This window comes from Klebsiella sp. MISC125 (genome assembly GCF_051131775.1).
Lineage (GTDB): Bacteria > Pseudomonadota > Gammaproteobacteria > Enterobacterales > Enterobacteriaceae > Klebsiella.
In genome coordinates this window covers 848,616-868,444 of record NZ_CP180448.1, presented here as the reverse complement: position 1 = coordinate 868,444, position 19,829 = coordinate 848,616, and the positions used below count along the sequence as shown (strand labels likewise).

General features: G+C 50.4%; 18 protein-coding genes. 12 read left to right on the top strand and 6 right to left on the bottom strand.

Going from position 1 to position 19,829, the window contains the following annotated elements; all coding sequences use genetic code 11:
* Nucleotides 1-2 precede the first annotated feature (2 nt).
* Nucleotides 3-317, top strand: a complete 315-nt coding sequence (locus ACMYSL_RS04165; protein WP_110273036.1) for a putative quinol monooxygenase — start codon at nt 3-5, stop codon at nt 315-317.
* A gap of 44 nt (nt 318-361) precedes the next feature.
* Here the strand turns inward: ACMYSL_RS04165 and parE are convergent, their stop codons facing one another.
* From parE to nudF, 5 genes are read right to left on the bottom strand one after another with little or no spacing between them, the layout of a single operon-like run.
* On the bottom strand, nt 362-2,257 hold the full coding sequence (gene parE / locus ACMYSL_RS04160) for a DNA topoisomerase IV subunit B (RefSeq protein ID WP_110273035.1): 1,896 nt from the start codon (nt 2,255-2,257) through the stop codon (nt 362-364).
* 30 nt (nt 2,258-2,287) lie between these two features.
* Nucleotides 2,288-2,863 (bottom strand): esterase YqiA, encoded by a 576-nt coding sequence (yqiA, locus tag ACMYSL_RS04155; RefSeq protein ID WP_110273034.1) that lies wholly within the window; start codon nt 2,861-2,863, stop codon nt 2,288-2,290.
* Entirely contained in the window at nt 2,863-3,690 is an 828-nt protein-coding gene (gene cpdA, locus ACMYSL_RS04150; protein WP_181484838.1) for a 3',5'-cyclic-AMP phosphodiesterase, read from the bottom strand. The genes yqiA and cpdA overlap by 1 nt, the downstream gene beginning before the upstream one ends.
* A 24-nt stretch (nt 3,691-3,714) precedes the next feature.
* The gene (locus ACMYSL_RS04145) at nt 3,715-4,137 is read right to left on the bottom strand and encodes a DUF1249 family protein (protein WP_110273032.1); all 423 of its coding nucleotides are present in this window, start codon (nt 4,135-4,137) and stop codon (nt 3,715-3,717) included.
* A complete protein-coding gene (nudF, locus tag ACMYSL_RS04140; RefSeq protein ID WP_112213709.1) occupies nt 4,134-4,766 on the bottom strand; it encodes an ADP-ribose diphosphatase in 633 nt (210 codons plus the stop codon). The genes ACMYSL_RS04145 and nudF overlap by 4 nt, the downstream gene beginning before the upstream one ends.
* Nucleotides 4,767-4,961: 195 nt before the next feature.
* On the opposite strand from nudF, the gene tolC reads away from it, so the two are divergent.
* The 3 genes from tolC (at nt 4,962) to ACMYSL_RS04125 (ending at nt 8,421) form a co-directional block, all read left to right on the top strand.
* On the top strand, nt 4,962-6,416 hold the full coding sequence (tolC, locus tag ACMYSL_RS04135; protein WP_434661461.1) for an outer membrane channel protein TolC: 1,455 nt from the start codon (nt 4,962-4,964) through the stop codon (nt 6,414-6,416).
* 170 nt (nt 6,417-6,586) lie between these two features.
* Entirely contained in the window at nt 6,587-7,255 is a 669-nt protein-coding gene (locus tag ACMYSL_RS04130; RefSeq protein WP_110273029.1) for a DUF1190 family protein, read from the top strand.
* A gap of 5 nt (nt 7,256-7,260) precedes the next feature.
* The gene (locus tag ACMYSL_RS04125) at nt 7,261-8,421 is read left to right on the top strand and encodes a glutathionylspermidine synthase family protein (RefSeq protein WP_304253652.1); all 1,161 of its coding nucleotides are present in this window, start codon (nt 7,261-7,263) and stop codon (nt 8,419-8,421) included.
* 43 nt (nt 8,422-8,464) lie between these two features.
* On the opposite strand, the gene ygiD is transcribed toward ACMYSL_RS04125, so the two are convergent.
* Nucleotides 8,465-9,256 (bottom strand): 4,5-DOPA dioxygenase extradiol, encoded by a 792-nt coding sequence (ygiD, locus tag ACMYSL_RS04120; protein ID WP_434661459.1) that lies wholly within the window; start codon nt 9,254-9,256, stop codon nt 8,465-8,467.
* A gap of 195 nt (nt 9,257-9,451) precedes the next feature.
* Between ygiD and zupT the strand changes: the two genes are divergently transcribed.
* The 8 genes from zupT to ACMYSL_RS04080 all read left to right on the top strand — a co-directional run bounded on the left by zupT (nt 9,452) and on the right by ACMYSL_RS04080 (nt 19,818).
* Nucleotides 9,452-10,222, top strand: coding sequence for a zinc transporter ZupT (zupT, locus tag ACMYSL_RS04115; RefSeq protein WP_434661457.1), 771 nt, complete (start codon nt 9,452-9,454; stop codon nt 10,220-10,222).
* Between the two features lie 463 nt (nt 10,223-10,685).
* Nucleotides 10,686-11,258, top strand: a complete 573-nt coding sequence (locus ACMYSL_RS04110) for a fimbrial-like protein (protein WP_434661455.1) — start codon at nt 10,686-10,688, stop codon at nt 11,256-11,258.
* A gap of 85 nt (nt 11,259-11,343) precedes the next feature.
* Entirely contained in the window at nt 11,344-13,872 is a 2,529-nt protein-coding gene (locus ACMYSL_RS04105; protein WP_434661453.1) for a fimbria/pilus outer membrane usher protein, read from the top strand.
* 6 nt (nt 13,873-13,878) lie between these two features.
* A complete protein-coding gene (locus ACMYSL_RS04100) occupies nt 13,879-14,622 on the top strand; it encodes a fimbrial biogenesis chaperone (protein WP_434661451.1) in 744 nt (247 codons plus the stop codon).
* A gap of 2 nt (nt 14,623-14,624) precedes the next feature.
* Nucleotides 14,625-15,683: a pilus assembly protein gene (locus ACMYSL_RS04095; protein ID WP_434661449.1), complete on the top strand. Its 1,059-nt coding sequence runs from the start codon at nt 14,625-14,627 to the stop codon at nt 15,681-15,683.
* Nucleotides 15,684-16,028: 345 nt separating this feature from the next.
* The gene (locus ACMYSL_RS04090) at nt 16,029-16,601 is read left to right on the top strand and encodes a fimbrial protein (RefSeq protein WP_434661447.1); all 573 of its coding nucleotides are present in this window, start codon (nt 16,029-16,031) and stop codon (nt 16,599-16,601) included.
* A gap of 58 nt (nt 16,602-16,659) precedes the next feature.
* Nucleotides 16,660-19,104 carry a fimbria/pilus outer membrane usher protein gene (locus tag ACMYSL_RS04085; protein WP_434661445.1) on the top strand — a complete coding sequence of 815 codons (2,445 nt, stop codon included), beginning with the start codon at nt 16,660-16,662 and terminating at the stop codon, nt 19,102-19,104.
* A 15-nt stretch (nt 19,105-19,119) separates the two neighbouring features.
* Nucleotides 19,120-19,818 carry a fimbrial biogenesis chaperone gene (locus tag ACMYSL_RS04080; RefSeq protein WP_434661443.1) on the top strand — a complete coding sequence of 233 codons (699 nt, stop codon included), beginning with the start codon at nt 19,120-19,122 and terminating at the stop codon, nt 19,816-19,818.
* Nucleotides 19,819-19,829 lie beyond the last annotated feature (11 nt).

Here is a 19,829-nt window from a genome sequence, read left to right as displayed (position 1 = left end):
CCATGTTGACAGTAATCGCTGAAATTCGCACTCGTCCGGGCCAACACCATCGTCAGGCGGTACTGGATCAGTTTGCGAAGATTACCCCGGTTGTTCTGCAGGAAGAAGGCTGCCACGGCTATGCGCCGCTGGTGGATCATGCCGCAGGCGTCAGTTTTCAAACCACATCACCGGATTCCATCGTGATGGTTGAGCAGTGGGAAAGCGTCGCACATCTTGAAGCGCACCTGCAAACCCCGCACATGAAAGCTTACGGTGAAGCCGTTAAAGGCGACGTTCTGGAAATGAATATTCGTATTCTGGAATCAGGCATTTAAGCCATCAAAAAATCGGCCGGTTATACCGGCCATTTTACTATTTATTACCCATCCAACTCGGCCAGATCGCCTTTTTCTTGTAGCCAGTTACGCCGATCCTCTGAACGCTTCTTGGCCAACAGCATATCCATCATAGCGGTAGTCTGCTGCTCGTCCTCATCGCTGACAATCAACTGCACCAGGCGACGGGTGTTGGGATCCAGCGTGGTCTCGCGCAACTGTAACGGGTTCATCTCGCCCAGCCCTTTAAAGCGCTGTACGTTCGGTTTACCTTTCTTGCGCTTAAGTTGCTCCAGCACGCCCGCTTTCTCTTCTTCTGTCAGCGCGTAGTAAACCTCTTTACCCAGGTCGATACGGTATAGAGGCGGCAGCGCCACGTAGACGTGACCGTGTTTCACCAGCGTGCGGAAGTGCCTGACAAACAGCGCGCAAAGCAGCGTCGCGATGTGTAAACCATCGGAGTCCGCATCCGCCAGAATACAAATCTTGCCGTAGCGCAGTTGGCTTAAGTCATCGCTGTCCGGATCGATACCGATGGCGACCGAAATATCATGCACTTCCTGAGACGCCAGAACTTCATCAGAAGAGACTTCCCAGGTATTCAGGATTTTACCTTTCAGCGGCATGATCGCCTGATACTCGCGATCGCGTGCTTGCTTGGCGGAACCGCCTGCGGAGTCACCTTCCACAAGGAACAGCTCAGTTCGATTCAGATCCTGCGCGGTGCAGTCCGCCAGCTTGCCGGGTAGCGCCGGGCCGCTGGTCAGCTTTTTACGTACCACTTTTTTCGCCGCACGCAGACGACGCTGGGCACTGGAGATAGCCATCTCCGCCAGCAGCTCCGCCGACTGTACGTTCTGGTTTAGCCACAGGCTGAAAGCATCTTTAACCACCCCAGAAACAAACGCCGCACACTGACGTGAAGAAAGACGCTCTTTGGTCTGCCCGGCAAACTGCGGGTCCTGCATCTTCACAGAGAGGACGTAAGCGCAGCGCTCCCAGATATCTTCCGCCGACAGCTTTACGCCACGTGGCAGAATATTGCGGTATTCGCAAAACTCGCGCATCGCGTCCAGCAGCCCCTGACGCAGGCCGTTAACGTGGGTTCCGCCCTGCATGGTCGGGATCAGGTTGACGTAGCTTTCGGTTAGCAGCTCACCGCCTTCCGGCAGCCACAACAGCGCCCAGTCTACCGCTTCAGTATCGCCAGAGAAATTGCCGACGAACGGTTTTTCCGGCAGCAACGGCAGGCCGTTCACGGCTTCACAAAGATAGTCAGTCAGGCCGTCGGCATAGCACCAACGCTGCTCGCTATCATTGACCTTGTCACGAAAGACAATCTCGACCCCGGGACACAAAACCGCTTTGGCCTTTAACAAATGTGATAGACGCGAGACGGAAAAACGCGGGCTATCAAAAAAGCTTTCGTCCGGCCAGAAGTGCACGCTGGTCCCGGTGTTGCGTTTGCCGACGGTGCCGGAAACGTGTAAGTCTTCCACTTTATCGCCGTTTTCAAAGGCGATGCTGTAGATTTGGCCGTCACGGCGCACGTTAACCTCAACGCGTTTCGACAAGGCGTTGACGACCGAAATACCGACCCCGTGTAAACCACCGGAGAACTGGTAATTCTTATTAGAAAATTTACCGCCCGCGTGCAGACGGCAAAGAATCAGCTCAACAGCCGGAACCCCTTCTTCAGGGTGGATATCCACCGGCATTCCGCGTCCGTCATCGATAACCTCCAGCGATTGATCGGCATGAAGAATGACCTCCACGCGTTTCGCGTGACCAGCCAGTGCTTCATCCACACTGTTATCAATAACTTCCTGACCCATATGGTTAGGGCGTGTCGTGTCGGTGTACATCCCAGGGCGGCGGCGAACCGGCTCTAGCCCGGTGAGTACCTCAATGGCATCAGCGTTATAAGAAGATTGCGTCATGGTGTGTATTCGTAGGTCGCTCTGAACCGCTTAACGCAGGCCCAGAAAATCGATAATCTGAGTGAAATGATCTTCAAAGCCAACAAATGCGTGATTACCGCCCTCCTCCACCGTTTGACGGCAGGAGGCGAAATAATCAACGGCCTGGCGGTAATCAAGCACTTCATCACCCGTTTGCTGTAGTAACCAGATTAAATCCGGTGCTTCCAGCGGGTCGATTTGCATGACTTTAAGATCGTAAATATGGCGAGACTCTAGCACATATTGCTGCCCTGTGTACGGATTCTCATTGGGGCCGAGGAAATTGTTCAGTAGCTCAAACGGTCGTATCGCAGGGTTCACCACCACCGCTGGCAGCATAAAACACTGCGATAGCCAGGTTGCGTAATATCCACCCAAAGATGATCCGACAACGCCCAGCGGCTCTCCCCCATGTTCCAGCACCAGAGCTTCCAGATGCTCCGCAGCCTGTGCGGGGTAAACGGGCAATTCCGGTATCACCATGGAGATATCAGGATAAGTCTGCATCAGCCAATTCTTCAACGCCGTCGCTTTTGCCGACCGCGGTGAACTATTAAAACCGTGCAAATAGAGAAGCGTAGACATCAGTATCCTTCTGAAGCGATATCCGGGTGAAATTTAACGCCCTCAAGGCGACAAACTTCAGTGGTCAACGTGCCGTCAGGATGTAATTCCAGCCAGCGCCAGCCTGGAGAGACGATATCCAGCATGAAGTTAGCGCTATGCGGCTTAAACTGCACACAGGTCGATGGCGTTGCCATCATTCGCCGCCCGTTCCAGTCAAGATCCAGTTCCTGATGAATATGACCGCACAGTAGATGCTTAACACGAGGAAAAGCGGCCAACGCGCAGTCAAGCGCCCCGGCATTACGTAGACTATGTTGATCCAGCCAGCCACAACCCGACGGCACAGGATGGTGGTGTAACAGTAGTAAAGTGTACCGCTCAGGCACCTCGGCTAACTTGTGCTCAAGCCACTCCAGTTGAAAATCACTCAGCTCACCATGCGGGACACCGAAAACCTGGCTGTCCATCAGCAATATTTGCCAATGGTCGCCCAGTAATACGCGTTTAGCCGGGGAGATTCCGGATTCCTGTAGCGTGCTATACATCGCTGGCTGAAAGTCATGATTACCCGGCAGCCAGACGCAGGGTGCAGCAAAACTCGCGATGCCTTCAGCAAAATGCTGATAAGCCGCGGAAGAGTGATCTTGCGCCAGATCGCCCGTTGCAACAATCAGGTCGCATTCACGCTGTGAGGCGTGGATGGCATCCAGCACAGCCTGGTAGCTTTCCCAGGTATTGATGCCTAACAGCGTTTCGTGTTTTTCAGCAAACAGGTGAGTATCAGTAATTTGTAAGATCCTGACTCTGGCCTCACCAGCCAAAGGTAGGTTTAACAGGCTTTCCAAATGGTGTCCTTAGGTTTCACGACGCTAACAAACCGGAATCGCCATCGCTCCATGTGCTAAACAGTAACGCAGCCAGTCGGCCAGAAACTGATTAATTTGATGCTTTTCGTCGCGTTGATGCAACTTTTTATTAGGATAATCATACCGCGCTTTGAAGCGAAAGATCTGCTGACTTGAACACACTTCAGCGACCATCGCGTCGTGATAGAGTCGTACCGTCATTGACGGCAGGCTCCAGTAGCTCACCGACGGCGCCGTCTGCTCAATCGCCACTAATGTAGTGTAGCGGGTCGACTCGACGATCGTTAATCGGTATTGCGCATTGCCCACCTGATAACTCGCCATCTCACCCACCGCATCCGTTCGAGGCAGCAAGCGGCGCAACTGGGCAAAATTGGTTTCACACAGGCGCATCATTTCAGGGAAGTCAGGTGTATAACGCTTCATTTTGTCCACTCATTTCGTAAATTGTGATAATGCAATTGCAGCCATTGCAGCGCGATGACAGAGGCCGCGTTGTCGATCTTCCCCTCTTCCACCCACTGGTAAGCCTGCTCCCGGCTCACCACATGCACCCGAATATCCTCATTTTCGTCGGCCAGTCCATGAATTCCTTTTGCCGTCGTCGCATCCACTTCACCGACCAGGATGGATAGCCTTTCGCTGGTGCCGCCGGGGCTCGCCAGATAGCTCAGGACCGGTTTTACTCGCCCAACATCAAGTCCCGCCTCTTCAACCGCTTCACGGCGGGCGACATCTTCAGCAGACTCTCCTTCTTCTATCATACCGGCGACCATCTCGAGCAACCACGGGCTCTCGCTAGTATCATACGCGGCAATGCGGATCTGCTCGACGAGCACGACTTCATCACGCACCGGGTCAAAGGGTAGCAAGACTGCGGCGTGCCCGCGCTCAAAAATTTCGCGGGTCACTTCACCGCTCATGCCACCATTAAACAAGCGATGGCGAAAACGGTATAAATCGAGCGAAAAAAAACCGCGATAAAGCGTTTCGCGTGCAATAATTTCTACATCGTTTTTAGAGAAGGTAATCCCCTGCTGATTGACGTCACGCATTTCGATATCCTGTAGAATATGAAGTTATGAATTTATAGGGCATGTGGCTACCGTTTTATGGCCCGTATGTTAGATTGGTGCAAATTACCGCCCCATGGCACATAACGCCAACTTTTTACGGTAACAGACTCTATACAATCAGCGATTATTTTTAGAATTTGCTTAGCGCTAAATGCTTCACAACAAGGAATGCAAATGAAGAAACTCTTTCCCATCCTTATCGGCCTGGGCCTGACTGGCTTCAGTGCCATGAGCCAGGCAGAAAACCTGATGCAGGTTTATCAGCAGGCGCGTATCAGTAACCCTGATCTGCGTAAATCAGCAGCCGATCGTGATGCCGCATTCGAAAAGATCAACGAAGCGCGTAGCCCATTACTACCACAGCTCGGTCTGGGTGCGGATTATACCTATAGCAGTGGCTTTCGTGATTCTAAAGACCAGAATTCCAACGTCACCAGCGGCTCGTTGCAGTTAACGCAGGTCCTGTTCGATATGTCGAAATGGCATGCGCTGACGCTGCAGGAAAAATCAGCCGGTATTCAGGACGTTACTTTTCAGACCGATCAGCAAACGCTAATCCTGAACACCGCAACGGCCTATTTTAAAGTTCTGGCCGCTATTGATACGCTCTCCTATACCGAAGCGCAGAAACAGGCCATTTACCGCCAGTTGGATCAGACTACTCAGCGTTTTAACGTGGGCCTGGTTGCCATCACTGATGTACAGAACGCCCGTTCACAGTATGACTCTGTGCTGGCGAATGAAGTCACCGCGCGCAACGACCTCGATAACGCAGTGGAAGAGCTGCGCCAGGTCACCGGTAACTACTATCCGGAACTGGCCTCGCTGAACGTCGACGGTTTTAAAACCAACAAGCCGTCTGCGGTCAACGCGCTGCTGAAGGAAGCGGAAAACCGCAACCTGTCGCTGCTGCAGGCTCGCCTGAATCAGGATCTGGCACGTGAACAGATTCGCCAGGCGCAGGATGGTCATATGCCAACCCTGAATTTGAACGCTTCCAGCGGGGTATCTAATAACCGGTACAGCGGTTCTAAGAATATATCGCCAGATAAAGATGCCGGGCAGAACACAATCGGCCTGAGCTTCAATCTGCCGCTGTATCAGGGCGGGATGGTGAACTCCCAGGTTAAACAAGCACAATACAACTTCGTTGGTGCCAGCGAACAGTTGGAAAGCGCCCACCGTAGCGTCGTGCAGACCGTTCGTTCCTCGTTTAACAACGTGAATGCATCGATCAGTAGCATCAACGCTTACAAACAGGCCGTGGTTTCCGCTCAGAGCTCATTGGATGCGATGGAAGCCGGTTATTCGGTTGGTACCCGTACCATCGTTGATGTGTTGGATGCGACCACTACGCTGTACAACGCCAAACAACAGCTCTCCAGCGCGCGTTATAACTATCTGATTAACGAACTGAACATCAAATCTGCACTCGGTACGCTGAACGAGCAGGACCTGGTTGCGCTCAACAATACGCTCGGCAAAGCTATTCCTACTTCACCGGATAGCGTCGCGCCGGAAAACCCGCAGCAGGATGCCAGCGCTGACGGCTATAGCAATACCGCCGCAGCAAAACCTGCATCAGCACGCACCACCAGTACCAGCGGCAGCAATCCGTTCCGCCAGTAATCGGTCTTGCGTAGTACGCGCTTCGCTTATCCAGCCGGGTAAGCGAAGCGTTAAACGTAAGGCAACGTAAAGATCTCCTGCTTTCCGCCCCTCTTCGCTTCATTTTCCACCACTCATCCTCTATCCTGAGCGTTAACAAAACGCATACCACTGGGTCCAGGAAGACAAACATGAAACGGACAAAAAATATTAATCACGCCTCCTTCCGCAAAAGCTGGAGCGCACGCCATTTAACGCCGGTCGCCCTTGCCGTTACGGCCGTATTTATGCTCGCCGGTTGTGAACAAAGCGATGAGACGGTTTCTCTGTATCAGAACGCCGACGACTGCTCTGCCGCCAACCCGAGCAAAGCAGCCGAGTGCACCACCGCTTACACGAATGCGGTCAAGGAAGCTGAACGTACCGCACCAAAATACGCAACTCGTGAAGATTGCGTAGCCGAATTCGGCGAAGGCCAGTGCCAGCAGACGCCAGCTCAGGCGGGAATGGCTCCGGAAAACCAGGCGCAGGCGCAAAGCAGCGGCAGCTTCTGGATGCCGCTGATGGCAGGTTACATGATGGGCCGAATGATGGGCGGCGGAATGGGCGCACAGCAGCCTCTATTTAGCTCGAAAAACCCGGCCAGCCCAGCCTACGGTAAATATACCGATGCAGGCGGTAAGAGCTACGGCGCAGCACAGCCGGGCCGTACCATGAACGTACCCAAAACTGCGATGGCACCGAAACCGGCAACCACCAACACCGTGACGCGCGGCGGCTTCGGCGACTCAGTCGCTAAGCAATCAACAATGCAGCGCAGCTCAGCAAGCTCTTCTTCTTCGCGCTCAATGGGCGGCTAAGCAACATGGAAAGAATCAGCATTACCGAGCGCCCGGACTGGCGTGAAAAGGCGACAGAATATGGCTTTAACTTTCACACCATGTACGGTGAGCCGTACTGGAGCGAAGAGGCCTATTACAAACTGACGCTGGCGCAGGTTGACAAGCTCGAAGACGTTACCGCTGAGCTACATCAGATGTGCTTGCAGGCGGTGGAGAAGGTCATCGCCAGCGATGACCTCATGACCAAATTTCGCATCCCCAAACATACTTGGGGATTCGTGCGCCAGTCGTGGAAAACCAATCAGCCTTCTCTGTACTCGCGTCTCGATCTGGCCTGGGATGGCGTAGGTGAACCGAAGCTGCTGGAGAATAACGCCGATACGCCAACGTCTCTATACGAAGCCGCTTTCTTCCAGTGGATCTGGATGGAAGACCAGCAGAATGCAGGCTTGCTGCCACCAGGCAGCGACCAGTTCAACAGTCTGCAGGAGAAGCTCATCGAGCGATTCAGCGAGCTGCGCGAACAGTTCGGTTTCCAGTATCTGCATATGGCCTGTTGTCGCGATACCATTGAAGATCGCGGCACCGTGCAGTATCTACAGGACTGTGCCGCAGAAGCGGGTGTAGCGACCGAATTCCTCTATATCGAAGAAATTGGTTTGGGTGAAAAAGGTCAGTTTACCGACCAACAGGACCAGGTAATAGGCAACCTGTTCAAACTCTACCCGTGGGAGTATATGCTGCGCGAAGTGTTCTCTACCAAACTGGAAGATGCTGGCGTTCGCTGGCTGGAACCTGCATGGAAGAGCATCATTTCCAACAAAGCATTGCTGCCGTTGCTGTGGGAGATGTTCCCGAATCATCCCAATCTGCTGGCGGCTTACTTCAGCGAAGATGCTCACCCGGAGATGGAGAAGTACGTCATTAAGCCGATCTTCTCCCGCGAAGGAGCTAACGTCTCTATCGTAGAAAACGGCAAAGTCGTAGAAGCAGTAGAAGGTCCGTACGGTGAAGAAGGCACCATCGTGCAGGAGTTCTACACGCTGCCAAAGTTCGGCGATAGCTACACGCTCATCGGTAGCTGGCTGATTAACGATCAACCCGCGGGGATCGGTATTCGCGAAGACCGGGCATTGATTACCCAAGATCTGTCGCGTTTCTATCCGCACGTTTTCACTGAGTAGCACCTAACCCCGACAGCATGACTCTGTCGGGGTTATCACTTCTTTAAGCACCAATCACCACTGAAAGCATGCTGAGCGACCCCATCTCGATCCCTTCGACAGGAATAGTAATGGGTTCTTCACCATCCCATGCCCCCAGGACATAAAGCAGCGGCAGGAAGTGGTCTGCGGTCGGGTTGGATAGCGATCCGCCTTCATGCGCCAGATAGTTCACCAACGGATGTTCCGCAATCGGTCCTCTCCAGTTCAGGTTCGCTTTCACGTAATCATTAAACGACTCAGCCCAGGGATATGGCGTGCTTTCACCATGCCAACGCGCGGTACGCAGGTTATGCACCACGTTACCACTTGCTATCAGCATAATGCCCTCATCACGAAGTTGTGCCAGCTTGCGCCCCATTTCAAGATGCCAGGCCGCAGGTTTAGTGCTATCAATGCTCAACTGCACCATCGGAATATCAGCATCGGGATACATCTTAATCAGCACGCCCCACGAACCGTGGTCGAACCCCCAGGCCTCTTTATCCAGCGTCACCGGTACTGGCGCCAGTAACTCAACCAGGCGCTGTGCCAGGTGAGGAGAACCCGGTGCCGGGTAATGCGTATCGTATAGCGCCTGCGGGAAGCCGCCAAAATCATGAATGGTTTTCGGCGCTTCCATCGCAGTCACTCCCGTACCGCGCGTAAACCAGTGGGCAGAGATCACCACAATTGCTTTTGGCCGCGGTAGCGTTTCGCCCAGATGGCGCCAGGCGCGAGTGTAGATGTTATCTTCCAGCACGTTCATCGGGCTACCATGGCCTAAAAACAGCGCGGGCATACGGGTACGGGACATGATGATATCCTTAATTCAGATGAATTTGATGTATTCACATTACGCGCTTTTGCTGCAGGATAAACTCTGATAAGCATGATGATGATCGTCAGAAAATTTGAATGTAAGAGGCGGTAAAGAGTTAATTCTTCCTCTCGCGATCGTCAGTTAATACAGATATCATTAATGATAATCATTATCATAAGGAGATGAATAATGTCATCACCAGTTATATTGACCCTGTTAGCAGGTAGTGCCACCTTTATCGGCGCCATTTTCGGCGTTATTGGGCAGAAGCCGTCCAATCGCGTATTGGGATTTTCCTTAGGGTTCGCTGCCGGGATTATGCTGCTGATCTCACTGATGGAGATGTTGCCCGCCGCGCTGAGAACCGAAGGCATGTCACCATTGCTCGGCTACGGTATGTTTATTACCGGCCTGCTGGGCTACTTTGCTCTTGACCGCCTGCTACCGCACGCTCACCCGCAGGACCTGATGATCCCTGGTATTTCCCGCCCGCGTAATTTGCGGCGTACGGCAATGCTCCTGACGTTAGGCATCAGCCTGCATAACTTTCCGGAGGGAATCGCCACCTTCGTGACGGCCAGCAATAACCTTGAGTTAGGTATGGGGGTCGCATTAGCAGTCGCGCTACACAATATTCCTGAAGGACTGGCGGTCGCCGGTCCGGTATACGCCGCCACCGGTTCCAGAAGTAAAGCCGTGTTCTGGGCTGGAATTTCCGGTATGGCGGAAATCCTCGGTGGCCTGCTGGCCTGGCTTATCCTCGGCAGTCTGGTCTCACCGGTAATTATGGGGGCAATTATGGCCGCTGTCGCCGGAATAATGATCGCGCTCTCGGTTGATGAACTCATGCCGCTGGCAAAAGAGATAGATCCTCAGAGTAATCCCAGCTATGGGGTATTGTGCGGAATGTCAGTGATGGGATTAAGTCTGGTTATACTGCAAACAATGGGGATTGGCTAAATTAATGCTCCAAATATCTGGGGCATTATATTTCGCTTGTCAATTCACCATATGAATTCATTGTGAATGATAAATAAAAAAACAGTATCCTATTTTACCTTAAGTGAATTGAACTTAATTATATATATTATTTAATAATATTTCTGCTTACCTTTTTGAATATTAATCCAGGATAGTTCCTACTGTCAAAAAAACCTCTTTGAATTCATAAAATGGATTGATTTTTGATAATTCACACAAAAATTCACTATAAAATCGAGAAAAATCTTAAAATACATACGTTTTAGAGCATTTTTTAAGCACATCTTAAATTAAAATTAACTATAAAGAACAAGTGTAACAGATGGTTACATGGTAATTTCTGCATCGTGAGTTAATATTGGTTCATGAAACTCTAATATTTAACTCCAGAAAAATTATTTATATCTGTTCTAAATGAGTTCTTTATAAAGGATTATATTCCATGTTTAAAAAAACGCTGCTTGCTGTTGTTACTACCGCTCTTTTTTCTGCTACTGCTTTTAATGCAAGCGCTGACGATCAGGGCCACGGTATTGTCACTTTCTCCGGTACTGTAATTACTGCTCCTTGCTCTGTTGCACCGGAAAGCTCTCAGATTGACGTAGATCTGGGTCAGGTTGCTGACACTGTACTGAACGGTGGTCAGTACTCTCAACCCGCAGACTTCTCTATTAAATTACAGGACTGTGTTCTGAGCGTAACAGAGGGTGAAACAACTACAGTTACTGATAAAGTTAACGTTACTTTTACCTCTGCTAACGTAGATGCTAGTGACGCAAGCCTGATGGCTAACACCAAAGAAAACAACTACGGCGGCGCGTTTGGCGTTGGCGTACGTATCCTGGATGCTGGCTATAACACCTTCGACCTGGGCAACCCACTGGAGGTAACATTTACCGACGTCAACAACCCGACTCAGAACCTGGATTTCCACGCTCGCATGGAATCTCTGGGCAAAAATGCTACCGAGGGTGATGTTTACGCTCAGGCAAACTACGTCCTGACTTACAAATAATCACATCATCGATTAATTTTATCGATTCAAGCCGGTGGGGATTCACCGGCTTTCCTGGTCTATTTTATTAAAAGAAACGGATTTTATGCGTACTATCATTCACTCCGCTTTAACGCCAAAAAAACTATCCCTTTTAATAAAGCACACCCTCTATTCAGCATGTGTTACCGCATCGCTATCCGCGCCGCTTTATGCTATTGAATTCAATACCGATATGATCGATGCCGAGGACCGGCAGAATATCGACCTCTCACAATTTGAAAAAAAGGGGTACATTCCAGTTGGCAGCTATTTGGTACGCGTAAAAATCAACAAAAATACGCTACCCAAAGCCTATAGCCTGGAGTGGATTAAAGCTGATAACGAAAGTGGTTCTCAGCTTTGCTTGACTAAAGACCGTCTGACAGAGTTTGGCTTTGCCAGTTCATTTATTGAACCTTTGCAAGCTTTAGATCAACAAGGCTGCCTCGATCTCAGCCATAAACCAGAGCTGATTATTCGTCTGGACAAAGCAAGCATGGTACTGACGTTAACCGTGCCCCAGGCATGGATGAAATATCAGGCTAAAAACTGGACGCCGCCGGAGTACTGGGACGATGGTATTGCTGGTCTTATGCTGGACTATAACCTTTACGCCAGCCAGTACACGCCCAGCCATGGCGACAGTAACCAGAGCTTCAACTCATATGGTACCCTGGGGTTCAACCTTGGTGCATGGCGCTTGCGCAGCGATTACCAATACGATCAGTCATTTGTTGAACGTAAATCCATTGGCACCAACAGCAGCTTACCGCGCACTTATCTGTTTCGGCCGATCCCGTCTCTGGCGTCCAAGTTCACCATGGGGCAGTACGATCTGAGTTCAAATCTCTATGATACGTTCCACTTTACTGGTGCTTCGCTGGAAAGTGATGAACAAATGCTGCCACCAGATTTACGCGGCTATGCTCCGCAGATCAGCGGCATCGCCCAGACTAACGCCAAAGTGACCGTATCACAGAACAACCGTACCCTGTATCAAACGACCGTCTCTCCGGGCCCGTTTACGATCACTGATTTGGGTACTACCCTGCAGGGACAGCTGGATGTCACTATCGAAGAGGAAGATGGGCGTAAGAGTACGTTTCAGGTGGGCTCCGCCTCTATCCCTTATCTGACGCGTAAAGGACAGGTACGTTATAAAAGTTCGATGGGCAAACCCACATCAACGACTCACAACGATGTGAACAACCCGCTTTTCTGGACCGGTGAAGCCTCATGGGGCTGGTTGAATGATGTGTCCTTGTACGGCGGCGCTATTGTCACCGCCGATGATTATCAGGCGGCAACCGGAGGGGTCGGCTTTAACCTCAACAGCTTTGGTTCGCTCTCCTTCGACGTCACCCGGGCAGAAGCCAATTTACGTGATGATAATGAGGGCAAGCAGCGCGGGTTCAGCTATCGTGCCAACTACGCCAAACGTTTTGAGGAAACCGGTAGCCAGATAACCTTCGCTGGATATCGTTTCTCGGACAAAGAGTACGTGACGATGAATGAATATATTAACTCACGTAACGGTGACGACTCCGACTCCAATGAAAAAGAGAGCTATGTCCTCTCCTTTAACCAGTACGTCGCACCACTGGAGCTCAATACGTATATGAGCATCACGCGTAATACCTACTGGAACAATGAAACAAACACCAACTATTCATTCTCCATCAGCCGTAACTTTGATATTGGTGACTTTAAAAATATTTCCGCCTCTCTGGCGATGAGCCGCGTGAGCTGGGATGACGAAGAAGAGAATCAGTATTATTTCTCAATCACCCTGCCGCTGGAAAATAACCGCAATATTATGTACAGCATGCAGCGCTATGGCGATGACTCGGCGACGCAAACGGCGACCTGGTACGATGGTTCTGACCGCAACAACCCGTGGAATATGTCCGTTTCCGGTACTGACAAACAGTTTGGTGATGGCGAAGCGGCCATGCGTGGCTACTACCAGCACTATTCACCGTATGGCCGCCTGAACGTGAACGGCACCGTGCAGCCCAGCAATTACCGCTCGTTCAGCGCTGGCTGGAACGGCTCATTTACTGCGACTCGCCACGGCGCGGCGCTTCATGACTATAACGCGGGCAACAGCTCTCGCGTGATGGTTGATGCGGATGGCATATCCGGCGTTGAAGTGAACAATAACCGTAGCATGACCAATATGTTCGGCATTTCCGTGGTTCCTTCAGTGGGTAACTACACAACTGCCACGGTGATGGTGAACAACAATAACCTGCCTGATGGCGTGGATGTGACCAACTCGGTTATCCGCACCACGCTGACCGAAGGGGCCATTGGTTATATGCCGCTCAGCGCCACCAAAGGCTATCAGATTATCGGCGTCATCCGCCTGGAAAATGGACACTTCCCACCGCTGGGCGTGACCGTCACGGATAAAGCAACCGGTCGCGATATGGGTTTAGTCGCCGATGACGGCTTTGTGTACCTGAGCGGCGTCCAGGAAAATAGCATGCTGACGCTAAAATGGAACGACAAAGTGTGTGATATTACACCGCCTAACCATAGTAACACCGATGGTCAGGCCGTTATTTTACCGTGTAAACCCGCACATTAATTCAGGATGAAGATAATGAAAATTAACACGCTTGCGAAAGGATTATTATGCCTGCTGGGCACCAGCTTTGTGGTCAATGCCGCAGTGTCGCCCGACAGAACCCGCATCATTTTTAACCAGTCGGATAAAAGCGTTTCCGTGCGCTTGACCAACCAAAGCACAACGGCCCCCTTCCTTGCCCAATCATGGATTGAGGACAAAGATAATAAAAAATCCCGCAACTATATAACCGCCGTCCCACCGATGGTACGTCTGGAAGCCGGTGAGCAGGTCCAGGTCCGTCTGATGCCTCAGCCAACGCTGGCACAGCTTCCGGCAGATAGAGAATCGCTGTTTTACTACAATATTCGTGAAATCCCGCCGCGTTCAGAACAGAAAAACGTCATGCAAATCGCTATGCAGAGCCGTATTAAAGTTTTCTGGCGACCTAAGGCCGTAGAAGTTAAAGATGGGCAGTCGAACCTGATCGGAAAATTCGATATTAGCCGCACTGGCAGCGGATTAGTGTTAAAAAACAAATCCCCCTATTTTGTTACCGTTGGCTATATTGGCACCAATGGCAAAACGCTGTTGCCAAAAACGGCAAGCATGATGGCCGACCCCTTTGGCCAAGCATCGCAAGAAATTAAAAACTTGCCCGCAAATTTCCAGATTGGCTTTATTGGCGACTACGGTGGCCTGAATATGTTTAAAATTAGCTGCAACTCAGTGCAGACGGTATGTCAATCTGAACCGGTGAAAAAGGGCTAATAATGAAAAGACTATTAGGGTTTATGGCATTATTAACCTGCCTGTTTTCGTTGCCCTCCTGGGCGGTTGACTGCTATCAGAATAGCAAAGGGGGCCCGACTCAACCACCCGCGATCGAGCTCCCCTCATTTACCATCCCAAGCGATATCACACTTAACCAGAAGGTATGGGAAAGCTCGGATATTACTATAACCGTCTACTGTGATAACGCAAGCGGTTGGAGTAAATCAAACCCAACAGAAGATCTGTACGCCTGGATTAAGCTCTCAGCATTTAACAGTTCCGATGTGTTGAACAATCCCTATTTTACTTTTGGTGTAACCTATAATGGTGTTGATTATGAAGGAACCAATGAGGGCATTAATCTAGGATATTGTTTAGATAAGGGTGACGTTTACTATATTCCAATGAAGTATTACGATCCGGTTTGTAACGGCAGTACTCTTCAGAAAAATGCGACATTTACTTCTCGTTTCCGCGTGTATATGAAAGTAAAAGCGATCCCGCCTAGCACAGGGGATACTTATAATTTCGGAAAAATTAACGTGCTGCAGTTTGATGGCGAAGGTGGGGCAAACGTTATGCCAACGGCCAAAAATTTACGCATATCTGTTGACGGATTAAACAATGTCCACTACTTAACCTGTGTGTCATCAATTAAGGTTCAACCTGAAACTCAGGTTGTGGACTTTAAAACCATCACCAATATCGACCTGGCTAACCGCACAGGTACCCAGCAAACGTTTAGCATTTCTACCGTCAGGGATCAAACGGCGGGGTGTACGGAGCAGTTTGATGTGACTACCAGTTTCTACACCAGCGATGCGCCTTATGACGATACGCATCTGGATTTAGGAAACGGTTTGTTATTAAGCGTCTTCGACAAAGACCTCAATACGGATGTCTTGTTTAACCAGTATATGAATTTTATAACCTACATTCCCGACGATCCGTCGACGGCCACCCATGACTATATTGCAGAGTTGACTGCCAATCCTAATAAAAAATTGGTTGATGGTCCATTTAGCAAAGATGTTGTCATTAAGCTAAACTATCACTAGTCAATATATAACCTTAAAATACGCCTGTACAATTTACAGGCGTATTTATATCACAAAGCGATGCTCAACAATACATTATAATTCTATCGATATGAATTTATTCTTATTTTCACTATAATTAATATTATAAATATAATACCTTATCATTAGATAACACCAACTCATTCTAATAAAAAATCTCAAGTGTTTGTTTTTCATAAAAATCGCCAAGGCAACTAAAATTATTTTTTGTTACATTGTAGATATTCTAATTACTGCCATTGTTACCACGAACATATAATTTTGATTCCGGAAAAAACTCCGCGAAGATAAAACCTCCTCTCCCAAATAAGAAAGGAAACTTATATGTTTATGGGAAAAAAAGCATTTTTAGCTATTGTCGTGGCAGCATTAACTTCAACATCTGCTTTCGCTGACGTTGATGGTGGTTCGGGTAAAATTACCTTCACTGGTGATGTCATCAGCGCACCTTGTGCTATCAAAGCTGAAGATGTTGATAAACAAGTTGATCTGGGTGAAGTACCGGCCAGCTACATCAACTCACGCGGTCACTCTGATGCTGTCGATTCCAGCATCCACCTGGTTGATTGCGACCTGCCGAATTCTGACAATGGCAGCGGAGATAGTATCACCAAGGTTGATGTCACCTTCACCAGTTCAGCCGTCACCACTGAAGGCGCTGACCTGCTGTCAAACACCATGGCCGATGGCGCAACGGGCGTAGGCGTGCGCCTGCTTGATGGAGACGGACAAAACATTACGCTGGGTACCGCGAAAGAAGTCACGCTGGTCGAAGCCTCTTCGGAACAAACCCTCCCATTCCAGGCCTATATGGAACTGGTTGACGGCAGTGGTGCAAATCCAGCCACACCGGGCGCAGTCAACGCAAACGCAACCTACGTGCTGTCCTATAAGTAATCTCTACGGGTGACCAATCTGGTCACCCTTGTTTTTCAGATAACCGGGTAGGGATGCCGTGAATATCTGTAAACTCGCAGCATCTGGCTGTGGCTTGTTATTAGCCTACTCTGCCAGCGCAACAGAATTTAACCTTAACGTACTGGATAAATCCATGCGTAATAGCGTTGACGTGTCTCTGCTTAAAAATAAGCCATCTGTATTACCCGGTGATTATTTTGTCTCAATAGCCATCAATAAAACCCAAATATCGTCTGGCCGCTTGATTACCTGGGCAAAGCAAGGAGAACTTGTTGAACCCTGTATTCCCGTCGACCTCGCTGAAATCCTGGGCCTTAAAGATGAGTTTTATCATTCGCTGCCAGTAGAGAACGGCTGCGTGAACTTTCACGCTCACCCTGAGATTACTTTTACGCTCGATTTAGCGAAACAGCAGCTCAATATTGCGATTCCTCAAGCATGGGTCGCGTGGAAAGCCAACGGCTGGATGCCACCATCAACATGGAACGACGGCGTGGCGGGTTTCCTGTTGGACTACAACCTTTTTGCCAGCACCTGGCGGCCTGATGACGGTGGCCATACAGAAAATATCAACGCCTACGGCACCAGCGGATTCAACCTGGGCGCATGGCGTTTGCGCAGCGATTACCAGCTCAGCCAGACGAGCAGTGAAACGTCGACCGAAAACTCACGTAACATTTCGCGAACCTACTTATTTCGCCCCCTAAGCTCGATCGGCGCCAAGCTAACGCTTGGGGAGACCGACCTCAGCTCTAACATTTTTGATGGATTTTCCTACACCGGAGTCTCGCTTATCAGCGACGATCGTATGCTTCCCTGGGAACTACGCGGTTACGCTCCGCAAATCAGCGGCGTGGCGCAAACTAACGCCACCGTCACGGTAAAACACTCGGGCAGGATCATTTATCAAGCCAAAGTCGCCCCGGGACCGTTCATTATTACCGACCTTAACCAGTCCGTTCAGGGAACGCTGGATGTTGAAGTCACCGAAGAAGATGGTCGAGTGAACACATTCCAGGTTTCGGCCGCGTCAACCCCCTTTCTGACCCGTAAAGGCCAGGTTCGTTATAAGATCACCTCAGGACGTATGCGCCCGGATCTCTCACACGGGGTGGTTAACGATACGTTTATCAGCAGCGAGGCGTCATGGGGCGCACTATCGAATACCTCGCTTTATGGCGGCGTGCTGGCGGCAGGGAACGACTATCGCTCGGCTGCAGTGGGCATTGGGCAAAATATGCTATGGCTTGGGGCGCTCTCATTTGATATCACCCACGCAGCCAGCCGCTTTGACAACGGGCAAGAGGATCAAGGCTCCAGCTATCGCCTGAACTACAGTAAACGTTTTGATACCACTGATAGCCAGGTATCGCTGGCAGCTTACCGCTTTTCTGAGAAGACATTTCATAGCTACGCCAATTTTATCGACCATCAGTATCACGATAGTGACACTCAGGACGAAAAACAGACCATTAGCCTCTCAGTCAGCCAGCCGATCGAACCGCTCAATATGAATTTATATGTCAGCGCCCTGCGCCAGATGTGGTGGGATGGCGATTCATCTACCTCAGGCAGCGTCACCGCGGGCTTCAATATGGATATCGGCGACTGGAAAAATATTTCGCTGACCACCACGTTTAGCACCACGCATTACGAAGAGAGCGATAACGACAACCAGGTCTATGTCTCAGTCTCCATACCTTTTGGCTATAGCCAGCGCTTAAACTACGATATGCGCAACAGCGATAATACTTCGCATACCGTATCCTGGTACGACTCATCCGACCCGCGTAATACCTGGGGAGTATCCGCTGGAGCCGCCAGCGAGAGGCCGGATAACGGCGCACAGTTCCGCACCAACTATCAGCACCAGTCCTCCGTTGGCGATCTCCAGCTTTCTGGTAGCTACGTCGCCAGCGACTATACCTCTGCCAGCGCCAGCTGGAACGGCTCTTTCACTGCGACTCGTCACGGTGCCGCATTCCATCGCCACAGCGTCAGTAACGAGCCGCGCCTGATGGTCAGTACCGATGGTATTGCCGACATTCCGGTACAAGGGGATGCAAACAAAACGAACATATTTGGTTATGCCGTCGTACCGATGATCTCCAGCTATCAGCCGACCACCATCGCCGTGAACCTCGATTCGTTACCTGATGGCGTTACCGTCGCTGAAAATACGCTGCGAGAAACCTGGACTGAGGGCGCTATCGGCTACAAAACGTTAGCATCTCGTGCCGGGCAAGATGTCAACGTACTGATCCGCACCGCAGATGGTAAATATCCACCACTGGGTGCCGTTATTCAGGACGGTGATGGGAAAACCGAAATAGGCATGGTCAGCGAAGAAGGACACGCCTGGCTAAGCGGCGTTAACGGTGGGCAGGAGTTCAACGTTCAATGGGGAGCCAGCTTCTGTCGCATTAGCTTGCCTGACTCCCTCACAAACTTACCGCAGCGACTGATGCTGCCTTGTCATTAATTAAGGATGAAGAAAATGACGCGAATGAAAGGATTATTATGGCTGCTGCTAAGCGTATCTCTCACCACTCAGGCAGCAATTGCCCCCGACCGTACGCGGGTCATTTTTAATGACAGCAGCAAAGCGGCCAGCCTGAAACTGGAGAACGCCAGCAAAGACCTTCCCTACCTCGCCTACTCATGGATTGAGGATGAAAAAGGGAACAAGAGCGATACGTTTTTTGCCGCGCTCCCCCCAATGCAGCGCCTCGAACCGGGAGCCGTTACTCAGGTTCGCATCGTCAAACAGGGCAGCGGCAGTACGCTACCGAAAGATCGTGAATCTCTGTTTTACTACAACGTGCGCGAAATTCCTCCGACTCCTGATGCAGCGGATAATCACGCAATCGTGCAGGTCGCCATGCAATCCCGAATCAAAATGTTCTGGCGTCCGGCCGCGCTGAAGAAAAAACCAGGTGATAAAAGCGAACACAATATGAAATTCAGCCTGACAGGTAAGAACCTGGAGGTTAAAAATCCAACGCCTTACTACATTACGCTGGCTTATTTAGGTAAAGATCTTAAAGGCATTTTCCCGGGATTCAAAACCACCATGCTTGCGCCGTTTGGCTCAGCCAATTTGAACGTTAGTGGTCAAATTTTTTACCTGGGATATATGGATGAGTGCGACATGAAGTCGTTCGAAGAATTGCTTTACCCGCAAGTATCGCGGTGATAAAGCCCGCT